14 protein-coding genes are annotated in these 13,919 nt (G+C 55.9%); 3 read left to right on the top strand and 11 right to left on the bottom strand.

All coding sequences use genetic code 11. From position 1 onward, the window contains the following. Window positions 1–20: 20 nt before the first annotated feature. Window positions 21–1,253 (bottom strand): M50 family metallopeptidase, encoded by a 1,233-nt coding sequence (locus WG938_RS04890; protein ID WP_339978104.1) that lies wholly within the window; start codon window positions 1,251–1,253, stop codon window positions 21–23. A gap of 279 nt (window positions 1,254–1,532) precedes the next feature. On the opposite strand from WG938_RS04890, the gene WG938_RS04885 reads away from it, so the two are divergent. Continuing rightward, window positions 1,533–1,931: a DUF2631 domain-containing protein gene (locus WG938_RS04885; RefSeq protein WP_339978836.1), complete on the top strand. Its 399-nt coding sequence runs from the start codon at window positions 1,533–1,535 to the stop codon at window positions 1,929–1,931. A gap of 159 nt (window positions 1,932–2,090) precedes the next feature. Here the strand turns inward: WG938_RS04885 and rlmN are convergent, their stop codons facing one another. Further along, complete coding sequence (gene rlmN / locus WG938_RS04880) at window positions 2,091–3,188, bottom strand: 23S rRNA (adenine(2503)-C(2))-methyltransferase RlmN (RefSeq protein WP_339978102.1); 1,098 nt, start codon at window positions 3,186–3,188, stop codon at window positions 2,091–2,093. Between the two features lie 163 nt (window positions 3,189–3,351). Here rlmN and WG938_RS04875 point away from each other — a divergent pair, with 163 nt between their 5' ends. Continuing rightward, entirely contained in the window at window positions 3,352–3,819 is a 468-nt protein-coding gene (locus WG938_RS04875) for a LapA family protein (protein WP_339978100.1), read from the top strand. 179 nt (window positions 3,820–3,998) lie between these two features. Here the strand turns inward: WG938_RS04875 and WG938_RS04870 are convergent, their stop codons facing one another. The 5 genes from WG938_RS04870 to rpsB all read right to left on the bottom strand — a co-directional run bounded on the left by WG938_RS04870 (window position 3,999) and on the right by rpsB (window position 8,423). Next, complete coding sequence (locus WG938_RS04870) at window positions 3,999–4,901, bottom strand: phosphatidate cytidylyltransferase (RefSeq protein ID WP_339978098.1); 903 nt, start codon at window positions 4,899–4,901, stop codon at window positions 3,999–4,001. 59 nt (window positions 4,902–4,960) lie between these two features. Then, the gene (frr, locus tag WG938_RS04865; protein ID WP_339978096.1) at window positions 4,961–5,518 is read right to left on the bottom strand and encodes a ribosome recycling factor; all 558 of its coding nucleotides are present in this window, start codon (window positions 5,516–5,518) and stop codon (window positions 4,961–4,963) included. Between the two features lie 44 nt (window positions 5,519–5,562). After that, on the bottom strand, window positions 5,563–6,249 hold the full coding sequence (pyrH, locus tag WG938_RS04860) for a UMP kinase (protein WP_339978834.1): 687 nt from the start codon (window positions 6,247–6,249) through the stop codon (window positions 5,563–5,565). A gap of 323 nt (window positions 6,250–6,572) precedes the next feature. Further along, complete coding sequence (tsf, locus tag WG938_RS04855; RefSeq protein WP_339978094.1) at window positions 6,573–7,400, bottom strand: translation elongation factor Ts; 828 nt, start codon at window positions 7,398–7,400, stop codon at window positions 6,573–6,575. 159 nt (window positions 7,401–7,559) lie between these two features. Next, window positions 7,560–8,423 (bottom strand): 30S ribosomal protein S2, encoded by an 864-nt coding sequence (gene rpsB, locus WG938_RS04850; protein WP_339978092.1) that lies wholly within the window; start codon window positions 8,421–8,423, stop codon window positions 7,560–7,562. A gap of 450 nt (window positions 8,424–8,873) precedes the next feature. Here rpsB and WG938_RS04845 point away from each other — a divergent pair, with 450 nt between their 5' ends. Further along, the gene (locus tag WG938_RS04845; RefSeq protein WP_339978090.1) at window positions 8,874–9,365 is read left to right on the top strand and encodes a M23 family metallopeptidase; all 492 of its coding nucleotides are present in this window, start codon (window positions 8,874–8,876) and stop codon (window positions 9,363–9,365) included. Between the two features lies 1 nt (window position 9,366). Here WG938_RS04845 and WG938_RS04840 read toward each other — a convergent pair whose 3' ends face one another. The 4 genes from WG938_RS04840 to WG938_RS04825 form a co-directional block, all read right to left on the bottom strand. Continuing rightward, a complete protein-coding gene (locus WG938_RS04840) occupies window positions 9,367–10,374 on the bottom strand; it encodes a tyrosine recombinase XerC (protein WP_339978088.1) in 1,008 nt (335 codons plus the stop codon). Window positions 10,375–10,709: 335 nt separating this feature from the next. Then, window positions 10,710–11,873, bottom strand: coding sequence for a DNA-processing protein DprA (gene dprA, locus WG938_RS04835; RefSeq protein ID WP_339978086.1), 1,164 nt, complete (start codon window positions 11,871–11,873; stop codon window positions 10,710–10,712). Then, window positions 11,870–13,414 (bottom strand): YifB family Mg chelatase-like AAA ATPase, encoded by a 1,545-nt coding sequence (locus WG938_RS04830; protein ID WP_339978084.1) that lies wholly within the window; start codon window positions 13,412–13,414, stop codon window positions 11,870–11,872. The genes dprA and WG938_RS04830 overlap by 4 nt, the downstream gene beginning before the upstream one ends. Beyond that, complete coding sequence (locus WG938_RS04825; protein WP_339978082.1) at window positions 13,415–13,831, bottom strand: YraN family protein; 417 nt, start codon at window positions 13,829–13,831, stop codon at window positions 13,415–13,417. Window positions 13,832–13,919 lie beyond the last annotated feature (88 nt).

The raw sequence follows: 13,919 nt of genomic DNA, 5'->3' as shown, positions 1-13,919 counted from the left end.
CGACGGCTCGCCGCGAATCACTAACCCAACAAGCGAATAGGATTGATGACGTCAGCAGCGATAACGATTACACCGAAGACGAGAAGCACAGCAGTGAAAGCCATCGTCACCGGCATCAGTTTTGTGTAGTCAGCTGGCCCCAGTGCAGGCTTGCCTAGTCGACGCCGAATGAAGTCTCGCACCTTCTCGTACAGCACAACTGCAATATGCCCACCATCCAATGGAGGAAGTGGCACCAAGTTGAACAACGCCAAGAAGAAGTTCAAGTTTGCCAACAGCATGACAAAGCTCGACCAGTAGTTTGCTTCGACCATTTCACCGCCAACACGGGACGCACCCACGACGCTCATTGGCCCTTCTTGGTCACGTTCTGCACCAAAAATCGATGCAACGACTCCAGGAACCTTCGCAGGCAATGACAGCAGGCCGTCCCATACCGCACCGAACATGTGTCCGGTGAAGGTCAATGATCCCCCTACCGCAGTTACCGCATTGTATTCGATGATTCCGTTTTTCGGACGTTCAAACGCGATACCGACACCAGAAACCGTCTTTAGCGACCCATCATTCGAACGACGCTCAACTTGTTCGGGAATAACTGTGATGGTTTCTTCTCGACCGTTTCGAGACACCACAATGGCAATCGATTCTCCTGTGGCCTTTCCAATTTCATCGACAACTTCTGGGTAAGTATCAGTGTCCTTGCCATTCACTGACACAATGACATCGTCTGCCCTTAATCCAGCCTTTTCAGCAGGCCCAACACCACTACATTCAGAGAGTGTGCCATCTGCATTCTGGGTAGCCGGCACACATGAGGTCTGCTGTACACGCGGGGTCATGTCCACGTTCGGATTCGGCAGTCCCCAGGACACGGCAATTGCATAAATCAGAATGACACCAATCAAGATATTCATGATGACGCCACCCAACAACACGACGATCCGCTGCCACCATGGCTGCTTCCACATTGCGTATGGCTCTTCATCAGGTGAGATGGGATCCTGAGCAGTCATGCCTGCGATATCGCAGAATCCGCCCAGCGGTACAGCCTTGAAGCCATACTCCGTCTCATGGCCTCCAGCGCCGTGATGGTGCTTCTTCGTTGACCACAGCGTTGGCCCGAATCCGATGAAGTAACGACGCACCCGCATCCCGCACAGCCGTGCGGCTGCAAGATGGCCCCATTCGTGCAACGCGATCGTGACCGCGATACCGAGTGCAAAGAGAACTACGCCAAAGAGAAAAGTCACGTCGATTACCCTAGCGACTTTCCTACGCAAGCTTTTCTACGCCCTACCCCCGAGAATGGGGCAACATTTCACGTCAGAGATAAGCGACACCCCAAGGAATGAGATTCCTGAGGAAATCTGCGGTATCCTTACCTTCGATACTCAACATTCGCTGAGAATGTGCCAAAATACCCGTGAGTATGGATGGCAATGTTCAGAGTTTCAATCCCACACGTGGGGTTGGTTACAAAGGAACTGACGTAGTCGTTCGACTCTTATCGGCGCTAACAGGAGGACTTAATAGTGGCTAACGCACACGCAACGGAAGAATTTTACAACGGCGTCAGCACCCTAGATGAGCCATCGGCAAAGTGGGGTTGGCATGGCTTGAGCAAGCGCTCGCTTCAGATTGCCGGCTGGATTTCCGTTCTTTTCTTGGTTGCAATGACCCAGGGTAACCACCACGGCAACGTCGAGAACATCTGGCTGCTGTCCATCGCTGGATTGTTCGCTATTGGCCTGCTGTTCCACGCTTTCGCTCCTCGTGGCTCCCAGGTACGCACGGTTACCGGACACAACAAGCCTGCTGGCCATGTTGAGCCGAACTGGACCGAGGATCAGCTGAACGGCACCGGCGTCTACGCTGACCTGACCGAGTCCCAGAAGCGTGCTTGGAACATCGACCCAAGCGCCAAGTAAGCTGTCGTGATCTCCCGCTAGGCACATTCTGCTGAGGTACTGGTCAGCGATTTCGCTGTCTGAGCAGCCCCTCAACTGCCCTAAAGGCACAAGGCCTCCATCGTCACCGCGATGGAGGCCTTACTAATTCCCAATCACGAGGTGTGGCGCCTTTAGCGTTTACTCACCTTCAGCTGCAAGCTGACCACACGCCGCAGCGATTTCGTTGCCACGGGTGTCCCGCACAGTGCACGGTACGCCTTGCGCACGGACGCGTTCAACGAATTCATCCTGCCGATCCTTCGGCGAAGCGTCCCACTTCGATCCTGGAGTTGGATTCAGCGGAATCAGGTTGACATGCACGCGTGATCCCAACGCCTTATGCAGCTTCTTCCCCAACAGATCCGCTCGCCATCCCTGATCGTTGATGTCTCGAATCAGGGCATACTCAATAGACACACGCCGGCCAGTCTTGTCGGCAAAATAGCGCGCAGCATCCAGTACTTCCGAGACTTCGAACCTATTGTTGATAGGAACCAACGTGTCACGAAGTTCGTCGTCAGGCGTATGCAAGCTCACCGCTAGAGTTACTGACAACTCCTCATCCGCGAGTCGACGAATCGCTGGCGCCAGGCCCACCGTCGAGACTGTGACATTGCGCATGGAAATGCCGAAACCGTTTGGCACGGGTTCTGTAATGCGTTTTACTGCCGCAAGCACGCGCTTGTAGTTGGCCAGTGGCTCCCCCATGCCCATGAAGACAATGTTGGTCAGCCGGCTGCCTTCTGCTTGCATCGTTGCAGCTGCTTCGCGGACTTGGTCAACAATCTCAGCGGTGGACAAGTTGCGCTGCAGACCTCCCTGGCCCGTTGCACAGAATGGACAGGCCATACCGCAACCTGCCTGAGACGAAATGCAGAGCGTAGCTCGACCTGGGTACTTCATGAGCACGGACTCGAGCAACGTGCCGTCACCGGCACGCCACAGCGTCTTGCGAGTCTCGCCATCATCACAACTAATATGCCGAACGGGAGTCAACAACGGCGGGAAGAGAGCTTCCTTGACCTTCTCACGTGCTGCTGCGGGAAGGTCAGTCATGGTGCTTGGATCCGCCTCCAGGCGACCATAATAATGACGCGCAATTTGATCAGCGCGGAATGCTGGCAGACCAAGTTCCTTGACCGCTGCTTTGCGACCTTCAGAATCCAAATCAGCCAGGTGAGTCGACGGCATGCCACGTCGAGGTGCGTTGAAAACCAGGGGAAGTTCTTTGCTCATGATGCTTCCATCATCGCACGTCATCGCATAACCGCCCAACCCACGATGCAGCTACGCGCTAGTGCTTTCCTTAGCAAAATGTATGTAGGCCATTCAGCGTTGTTAAAAGAACGTTACGCAGATTGGGTAGAGATGCTGGCCCATACGATGTTCAATAGAAAGTATGAGCAAAAGCGATAACCCACATCACTCCGGTTCCACCGCTGATTTCCCTGCGCAGAATTCGCAGGAACCGGGCCTGGGCGCAGATCACGGCCTGACGGATAACGACGACTACTCGGATTCACGAACCTCGAATTCCCCTGCTCCAGTCGAGGACACTGTCCACAACGACTCCACGAAGAACACTCGCCCGAAGCCACAAAAGGTAGAGCGCTCTTTCGCATCAGGTGCATGGGCAGCGCTGATCGTCGGTGCCTTCCTTCTCATCATGCTGTTGATCTTCATCATGCAGAACCAACAGGCTACCGAGCTGAACTTGTTCTCCTGGACGTGGAACTTCCCAGTAGGAATCGGCATGCTCCTGTCGGCAATTGCTGGTGCCCTGATCATGGCGATCTTCGGCGGCTGGCGAATGTTCGAACTGCGTCGCCAGGTCAAGAAGGCTAATAAGCGTCTGACTCAGCAGTAACACCTGCTTTCGCAGGCACTGAGTCTGCGGCCACTCTCTAGACGGACAAAGATCCCTAGCGCCATGTTGCGCTAGGGATCTTTGGCATGCGGTACGTAGGCCACGCTGCTGTCATCTCCATTGAGTACGAACAACATGCACGATGACGTCGTCAAGCTGAGCGCTGGGCGCACTCGCCACTACAGGAAAGACAAGCTCTCGTACAAAGTAATAACCAGCCACGTCATGGCTGCAGCTGGCAGCATTCCGTCCAGACGGTCCATCAGACCACCATGCCCCGGGAGAAGCGAGGACATGTCCTTGATACCGAGATCGCGTTTGAACTGCGACTCGACGAGGTCGCCAAGCGTGGATGCTACGGCGAGACAAATGCCCAATACCAAGCCAGCCCACCACTCGGAATTAAACGCGAAGATGGCAATGACAACACCTACAACGGCAGCTGCGATAACCGAGCCAGCGAATCCTTCCCATGATTTCTTCGGACTTACCGCAGGTGCCATGGGGTGCTTACCGAAAAACACGCCTGCGGCATAACCACCGACGTCGTTGGCGACGACACAGAGCATGAACGCCAGGATGACAAACTGGGGGCGAACATCCCATGGATTGTCCATGCGGGCAAGCATTGCGGCCAAGGCGATACACGCTGGTATCCAAAACAGAATGAACACGCCAACGGACGTATCGCGAAGCCAATTTCGGGGAGCTTCGTGCGTTCCGTGCAGGAATAATCGACTGACCAATAGCACCAGCACTGTGACTACAAAGCCGAATACGAGCCCCGTGGTCTCCCACGGAATGGTCAGCCAAATCATCAACTGTCCGCCGAGGATGAGCACAGGTCGTGGCACTTGCCAGTCGCTGTCCTTGAGCCGCTCCCCAACTTCCCATGTTCCAATCGCCGCAGCCACAGCCACGATGAGGTACCACGCCATCGGCCCGACAATAAGCCCGCCGATGACGATGGCACCAAGAAAGACACCGACACCAATAGCCACTGGCAAATTTCGACCAGCGGAGTTTCGAGGTTTGGGGACCCGAAGATCCTCTAAAAGACGCTCCCGATTCCTGGGTGGCACGGCGGCTCCAAATCGATGGTGGAATTGAGTAAAGAAAACGGTAGAAAGCTGTGGAGGTACTAGACCTCCATCAACTCCTTTTCCTTGCGCTCAACCAGAACATCGACCTGGTCTACATACTTCTTCGTAATGCCGTCCAGCTCCTTCTCAGCAGTCTGAACTTCATCCTCGCCTGCGTCGCCGTCCTTCTGAATTTTCTTCAGAACTTCCATGCCCTTACGACGAACGTTGCGGATGGCAATCTTCGCATCCTCGCCCTTGCCCTTGGCAACCTTCGTCATTTCGCGACGACGTTCTTCTGTCAGCTGAGGGACAGTGACTCGCAGCACCTGTCCATCGTTGGTTGGGTTCACCCCAAGGTCAGAATTACGGATTGCGTTCTCGATGTCGCCCATCACGCCCATCTCGTATGGCTTGATCAGCAACATACGTGGCTCTGGAACAGAAATAGTCGCCATTTGCGTAATAGGGGTTGGCACACCGTAGTAGTCACAAATGACGCCGTTGAACATGCCGGGGTTCGCACGGCCAGTACGAATGGTGGTCATCTCGTCACGGCAGTGCTCTACGGAGTTTGCCATCTTCTCTTCGCAATCGAGCAGAGTCTCGTCGATCATCGTCGCCTCTTATCTTTGAAGTGGTTTAGTCGGATACTAATTTATCAGCTGTGGACCAAGGTGCCGATGCGCTGGCCAGCAACTGCGCGGGCAATGTTGCCATCGGTCAGCATGTTGAACACCAGAATTGGCATCTTGTTGTCCATGCACAAGGAGAATGCCGTTGCATCTGCAACGCGGAGGTTGCGCTCCAGCACCTCGCGGTGGGAGATCTCGGTGAACAGCTCAGCGTCAGGCACTTCACGCGGATCGGCGGAGTACACGCCATCAACGGCCTTCGCCATCAGCAGAACCTCACAACCGATTTCCAGCGCACGCTGTGCAGCCGTCGTATCCGTGGAGAAGTACGGCATACCCATGCCTGCACCGAAGATAACTACACGACCCTTTTCCAGGTGACGCTTTGCGCGCAACGGCAGGTACGGCTCTGCGACCTGTGCCATGTTGATTGCGGTCTGAACTCGGCAATCAACACCTTCCTGCTCTAAGAAGTCCTGCAATGCCAGGCAGTTCATCACAGTACCGAGCATGCCCATGTAATCCGAACGGGCGCGGTCCATGCCTCGCTGCTGCAGCTGAGCACCACGGAAGAAGTTGCCGCCACCGATGACTACGCACACCTCAACCCCGTCACGCGCGATCTCAGCGATCTGGCGCGCAACATTCTGCACAACGTCAGGGTCGACACCGACGTTGCCACCACCGAACATTTCACCGCCAAGCTTCAACATCACTCGGCGGAAGCCGTTACGTTCGCCTTCATTGTTGGTAGAGGTCACCGCGGGTACTCCTTCAACGCTGGTGTGGATTTTTGTTATACCGGTCGCCCATCCTACCGGGTTTGCGCCTGGACTCATGAAACGTCGCCGTCGATGTTGGGATCAATCGCACAGCAGTGCCCCAGACGCACTTTTGCTTCACGACGAATCGCCGTAAAGAAGACCCTCCCGCAAAAGCAGAACGAGTGGCCCGTACAAGTCATGAGACTTGACGAACCACTCATTAGATCAGCCCCACAGGGCTGTTAGGTCGGGCGCGGTGGCCCTGCGGTCAACTAGTGCTGACCAACCTCGTAGCGAGCGAAACTGGTCAGGGTAACGCCAGCTTCTTCCATCAGCTTGCCGACGGTCTTCTTGGAGTCAGCGACAGATGGCTGGTCCAGAAGGACAACGTCCTTGTAGAAGCCGTTCATGCGACCTTCAACGATCTTTGGAAGTGCAGCCTCTGGCTTGCCCTCTTCACGGGAGATCTTCTCGAAGACAGCACGCTCAGCGTCTGCGCGCTCAGCTGGAACGTCTTCACGGGTCAGGTACTCAGCCTTCAGTGCAGCAACCTGCATAGCAGCGGAGTGAGCAGCAGTTTCAGCAGCTTCGCCCTCACCGGTGTATGCAACCATGACGCCGACGCCTGCAGGCAGGTCAGCTGCACGGCGGTGCAGGTAAACGGAAACCTTGTCGCCCTCGAGGGTGACAGCGCGACGCAGCTCCAGCTTTTCGCCGATCTTTGCGGACAGTTCCTGGGTAGCGTCACCAGCGGTGGTGCCACCCATGTCAGCAGCAGCGAGCTCTTCTGGGGAGTTTGCCTTAACAGCAGCTGCAGCTTCAGCAACCTTGTTTGCGAACTCGATGAACTCTGCGTTCTTCGCAACGAAGTCAGTCTCAGAGTTAACTTCGACCATGGTGTTACCGGAAACCGCGATCAGGCCCTCGGCAGCGGTGCGCTCAGCGCGCTTGCCTACGTCCTTTGCACCCTTGATGCGCAGGATCTCTACAGCCTTGTCAAAGTCGCCGTCGGTTTCAACGAGAGCGTCCTTGCAAGCCTTCATGCCAGAGCCGGTCATTTCGCGAAGCTTCTTCACGTCGGCAGCGGTGAAATTCGCCATGGTTGGCGTTCCTCCTTGGTGTCGTTTTAAAAGAGACTGTCCGTCCTAGACAGTCTTACACAACTGGAGCGACACGTCCGGGCAAGGTATGCCCGGTTGAGTGTCCCCACATTGCGGTAAAGCAGCCAGTACTAGCCCACCGAGGCGAGCAGTAACGACTTACGCTTCGGTGGTGCCCTCAGCGGTTTCAGTCTGCTGAGCCTGGGAGCCTTCGGCATCCATCTCTACAGCCTGGTCGGTGTTCTCAGCAGCAGCCTCGATTGGTGCGTCCTTGCCAGCCTCAGCTGGAGCAGCGTCACCAGCGGACTCGCGAGCAGCAGCCATCTCACGCTCAGCGCGGACCTTGCGGCCCTCTTCCACTGCGGTGGAGATGATGCGGGTCAGAACAGTTGCGGAACGGATAGCGTCGTCGTTGCCCGGGATTGGGAAGTCGACGTCATCTGGGTCGCAGTTGGTGTCGAGGATTGCGACAACTGGAATGCCCAGCTTCTTAGCCTCTGCAATTGCGATGTGCTCCTTGTTGGTGTCCACGATCCACATTGCGGAAGGAACCTTGGACATATCGCGGATGCCGCCGAGGGTGCGCTCCAGCTTGGTGCGCTCGCGGTTCAGCATCAGGATTTCCTTCTTGCCGCGACCCTCGTAGCCGTTCTCTGCAGCTTCCATAGCCTGAAGTTCCTTCAGACGTGCAAGACGCTTAGCAACGGTCGAGAAGTTGGTGAGCATGCCACCCAACCAGCGGTGGTTGACGTATGGCATACCAACGCGCTCAGCTTCGTTCTGAACAGCTTCCTGAGCCTGCTTCTTAGTGCCAACGAAGAGAATGTTGCCACCGTGTGCAACGGTCTCCTTGACGAATTCGTATGCCTCATCGATGTAGGTCAGCGTCTGCTGCAGGTCGATGATGTAGATGCCGTTGCGGTCGGTGAAGATGAAGCGCTTCATCTTTGGGTTCCAACGACGGGTCTGGTGACCGAAGTGCACACCAGCATCCAACAGTTCACGCATGGAAACGACAGCCATGTGTATTCAGGGAAGATCCTCACGACCGGCCTGACTGGGACCGCGGCTGCTTCCCTTCCTCTCTTTCCGAAAAAACTTGGTTAATGTCATATGCAGGTTTTCCCTGCATCCTGGCGCTACCTAGACAATTTTCACCACTTGCCACCTGCGCAAACTGCATGAGTTTCACAAGCACCAAGCACCTGGATCTATTGACCGGAAGTGATAGCGCGCGTAGTCAGCACCTCCGAGGTCAAGCGGACATACTGCGGGCGCAATAATAGCGGACTTCTTGCGCCAATTCCAAAGATGACACGCTGTGATCCACATTTTTGACTGTTTCGGGGGTCACGCCAACGCTGTCCACAACCCCATTCCTGACGCGTTGCGACGATCTTCGCCGTGTCGCTTCATTGCGCTATGAGGAATATTCACGATTCTGTACAACCGCTGGCATCCATTTTCTTATCAATGGCGATGATGGTTGCAGCGCTAGTCGTCGTCACGCAACAGCCGAGCGCGAATGCTGTCCAGGAGTCGACGTCTTCTGTGACGAGCGTCGTACATTCGAAGCCCGTGCCGGGGCAGGTGGCGCGCGGATATCAACCGCCAGAGAAGAGGTGGCTCGCGGGCCACCGTGGAGTGGATCTAGCGAGCAGTGATGGTGATGCTGTTCACGCTTCGGCAGCTGGGGTGGTTCATTTTGCGGGTGTGATTGCAGGTAGACCCAGTATTTCCGTGATGCACGCAGATGGTATTCGAACGACATATCAACCAGTGGATTTCATCGTTCAGCGTGGTGATCGAGTATCTCGCGGGCAAGTACTCGGGCATGTGCGCACGCCCGAACTTTTCGACGAGCGTGGTGTGCACTGGGGAGCTTTACGGGGTGAGACCTACCTGAACCCATTGGACCTCCTGGGTTCACGCACGATTGTGTTGAAACCAGTGACACCTCAGTGACCTAGCCTCGCGGATGAGCTCGTTTATGCACTTCACGGAGTCGGTCAGTAGATACATGCGTATAGATTTGTGTCGTTGCAAGAGAACTGTGCCCAAGCATTTCTTGGACGACACGCAAGTCGGCACCACCTTCGACGAGGTGAGTCGCAGCTGAATGCCGTAAGCCGTGCGGAGATAAGTCGACTCCCGCTTCAGAGGTGCGCCGGTGCACAATCCTGCGTGCCTGTCGTGGATCAAGTCGCCCGCCCCGACGACCAAGGAAGAGGGCGTCAACTGATCCGCTCGCCGGATCCCTTGCGACTAGTTCAGGGCGAGTTTCCAACCATGACCGTAGAGCCCGGAGGGCAGGGCTTCCGAACGGCACAACCCGCTGCTTATTGCCCTTGCCCGTAACGCGCAGGGTTTGTCGTTCGAAATCGAGATCCCCAATATTGGAATCGCACAGCTCGGAGACACGGATTCCCGTTGCATAGAACAACTCGACTATCGCCGTGTCCCGTCGCTGTTCAGCCAGCTGCCGTGGCGATACAGGTTGAGACTGCACCGACGCAGCACCGGTGCTGACGTCACGTGAGCTAGGCCCTTTACTGTCAGCCCCGTGCGCAGCATCCGACTCTCTCGCTCCCTCTGCCATCGCGGCAGCTTGTTGCACGCTCATGATTTCAGGCAAATGTCGATGAGCCGATGGCGTGGCTATCTGCGCAGATGGGTCTGATGTCAAATAGCCGCCAGCGCAGGCCCACGAACAAAACTGGCGAATAGATGTCGTCGCACGCGCGATTGAAGTTCTGGCAGCCCCAGCTTGATGTTTGTGGCCAAGAAATGCACGAATTCGTCGTTTGTCGAGCTCACCAATCGCGTCTAATGGACTCAGCAGTGGAATGAGGTCGGCGCGATATGCAGCGACCGTGCGTTCCGAAAGCCCCCTGGAATGCAATAGGTAGTCAAGGAAATCACCGAGGACCCCATCGATGTTCGGCGAGAGTTGATTATCGGTCGGTGTACCCACTACAACTCCCCTGCTTATGAATCGGCGACGGCGACTTTGAAGTGTACGCATGAAATGCCATACGCCCCAAAGCCGCCGTCTGTGCCTCACCCATGATGCAAGACCTTGATCTCCAGATAGAGCGTGCCTTACAGCGACCCCTGAGACGCTGCAAGGAGCGCAATGCCCTACCCAATTAATGGAAACCATAAGTGAGGAGTACCAGCCCGAACTCCCCACTTACTTAGGCTTGCCTGCCCTATCCTACACAGTGTGACCGATAGTGCAATAGTGTTTTCGGAATTCTTCAAGAGAAAGAAAGTTACGCTCTTCGCGCTCCCCACGATGCAAGGCAGTTAACTTGAATTCATCGAAGCCCTTTCCCACCGAGACCCATGCCTTACGACGAGTCCCTGCTTCATCAATGCGACCAACAAATGCACAGCGAGACCGAGAGGAAGCCCTGCGGCCGTTGCAACGTCGTGAGCATCTGCACCACCGCGTGCAGGCAGACTGTCGTACACCTTTAGCTCTGGTTGAGAGAGTTTCTGTACGGCTGTCGATGCCCATTCAAGCTCCAACAATCCATCTTCATCGACGCTGCCCACCGGACGATAGAGGGCAAGAATGTTCTCAGCGCTGGTCACAAGAGTTGCCTCTTGATTGCGAATCAGATCGTGACAGCCTGTAGAGGCTGCCGAAGTTATCGGCCCGGGTACCGCCCCAAGTGGCTTTGCCATCCGCAATGCCCATGTTGCAGTGTTCCTCGCCCCGGATCGCCAACCGGCTTCGACAAGAACTGTTGCCTCAGAAGTAGCTGCCACGAGTCGGTTGCGGGTGAGGAAGCGATGTCGGGCAGGTCTCATCCCCGGTGGATATTCAGACACGATTGCTCCACTACCAGCGATTCGTTGGAATAATTCGGTATGCGCTGCCGGATACGAAACACCCGCGCCACAAGCTGCAAATACCACTGTGCGGCCTCCAACATCGAGCGCGGCGCGGTGAGCTGCAGCGTCAATCCCTAGCGCGCCACCGCTGACGATCGTTGTCCCTCTCCGGGCTAACTCACCTGCAAGCTTCGTGGTCATAGTGAGTCCATATCGGGTTGCTGCACGTGTACCGACGACCGCTGTGGAATCAACAAAAAGTGAGTCCAGTGAACATCCCTTCACCCACAGTGTCACGGGTGGCCCCTCAGTGAGGGAGCACGAATCCACCACAGAAAATGGGTTAGTCAACGAGGGCATCCACTCGGGGCTGCCCGGCGCGATAATGCGGAAACCATGTCTCGCTGCATCGTCCAGATCATTGTCCTCCTGCCGGAAGTGATGTCGACTTTCGGTAGCACTGCGAAGTTCTGGAGTGAGATTGATTCTGCGTTTGATCAGCTCTGCTGCATCTTCGATGCCGACCCGATGAACTAGTGCGGACAGATGCCGATGTGGCCCTTCCACAACTCGATTAAGGTACGCCAGCGCCCGACGCTCTGTCTTTGAGAAAGTACTGTCGTTCGTCATGCGGGCACCAATTCCTTTCCTGAGTCATGAAGATCGACAGCGTGGGCTACTTCATCGATTGTCGGTTGCGACGTGCCGGCGAGGTCAGCCAATGTCCACGCGACTCGTAATGACCGATCGATTCCCCGCTGGTTAATGTCTCCGCTACTCAGAAGCGCTTCGAGATACGCCATGGCATCGTCTGTTGCGGGTGCATATCGACGTAACAGTGGACCAGGTACGTCGGCATTAGAAGCAATAGTTCTCAGGTCATCGATGCCTTCGATGCCTTGCCACCGCTGTCGTGCTCGTTCTCTGGCGATGGTGACGCGCTCGCGAATAGCTGTCGACGGTTCTCCGAGTTCCGGAGTAATCACTGCATGTCGAGGATGCACAGCAATATTGAGGTCAATTCGATCTCGCAGGGGTCCTGACAGCGGCGTTAGGTGCCGCTTTCTTGCATGTGCGGAGCAGCGACAGTTCTCAGCATCTTGTGCCCCGCAGCCACAAGGATTGGCGGCCATCACTAGCTGGACTCTGCAGGGATAGCGAATTTGTTGCCTGGCACGCATGAGGACGATCTCTCCTAGCTCTAGTGGCGTGCGCAACGTGTCTAATGCCCGGGGGCTCATCAACGACACTTCGTCCAAGAACAGCACTCCATGGTGAGCACGGCTCAATGCCCCGGGCTGCGGGTGCACCCCACCACCTATCAACGCTGCAGGAGTCACAGTGTGGTGGGGTGCTACAAAAGGTGGCTGGTGTCGAACTCCGAGGCTATCGGGTGCGACTTGACCAAGTACCGATCGCACAGCCATCGTCTCTAGCGCTTGCTCTTTCGTCAGCTCAGGGAGGATGCCCGGCAGTCGCTCAGCCAGCATTGACTTCCCTGTACCAGGTGGCCCCATTAAGAACAGGTGATGTCCTCCCGCTGCAGCTACCTCTAGTGCACATCGTGCTTCGTCTTGACCATGAACATCGGCCATATCAGGGAGATCCAGTCGCTGTTCCTCGATGTCTTTAGCAACCGATAGCTGCCCCTCTCCTGTTCTAACCCAGTGCCACAGTTGACTAAGCGACCCCACACAGCCAACGGTCATGTCTTCCACCATTGCTGCTTCTACGGCATTGGCTTCCGGCACGACGATCGTCCGATACCCAGCTTCCTTTGCGACGAGCACAGCCGGCAACACCCCATCGACTCCCCGGACGCTTCCGTCGAGTCCTACCTCGCCAAGTACAACTGTGTGGTCAAGGCGTTCTTGAGCTTCTTCGTCCTTCGTTGAAGCCGCAAGCACGGCACACACAATGGAGACATCAAAAATGGATCCGTGTTTCCGCAAACTCGCAGGAGACATACTCACCACGATCTTCGTTCGTGGCCACGCGATTCCTGAATTCGTTGCAGCGGTACGCACCCGCTCCCGTGCTTCACTGACTGCAGCATCACCCAAGCCACCGATATGCATTCCCGGCAGACCATGCCCGACATCAGCTTCCACGTGCACTATCGTTCCGTCGATACCATTCAGCGCCACTGACACTGCCCGCCCTACAGCCATCTAAAACACTCCTCGAGAATGCTGGAACAGGAAGTCCTGCCCCGCTGATGTCTGCATCGGCGTCACGACGACGATGTCAAAGCGGATCTCCGAAAACCATGCCTCCTGCGTGTGGAGCCATCCCACGATAGCTCGCCGCAAATGTTGCTGCTTGAGTGGAGTTACGGCATCAAAACCATCACCGAAACGATTGCTCGACCGGGTTTTGACTTCAACGACTATAAGCACACCATCGTGAACGAACAGCGCGTCTATTTCGCAATGCCCATGGCGGATATTGCGACCGATCAGCGTTAAGCCTTGGCGTTGCAAGAACTGCGTCGCTGCTTCTTCCCCTTGCTCGCCCAGAAGCGATCGGCTCGTCGCCGATCTCGCCGTCGCCGACTTCCCGGTATCCGTCCCGTAGTCCTCCAGCAATGTTCCCCACCAATCTCCGATAACTCATCCTTTGCGACACCAGAATGACGTAGCTAGAGACGCAAAAATCCCGCCGGAAGTCTTTTCC

The organism is Corynebacterium sp. H113 (assembly GCF_037572315.1).
In the GTDB taxonomy this organism is placed as follows: domain Bacteria; phylum Actinomycetota; class Actinomycetes; order Mycobacteriales; family Mycobacteriaceae; genus Corynebacterium.
The sequence above is the reverse complement of the archived record's forward strand: the minus strand, read 5'-3'. Positions and strand labels throughout refer to the sequence as shown.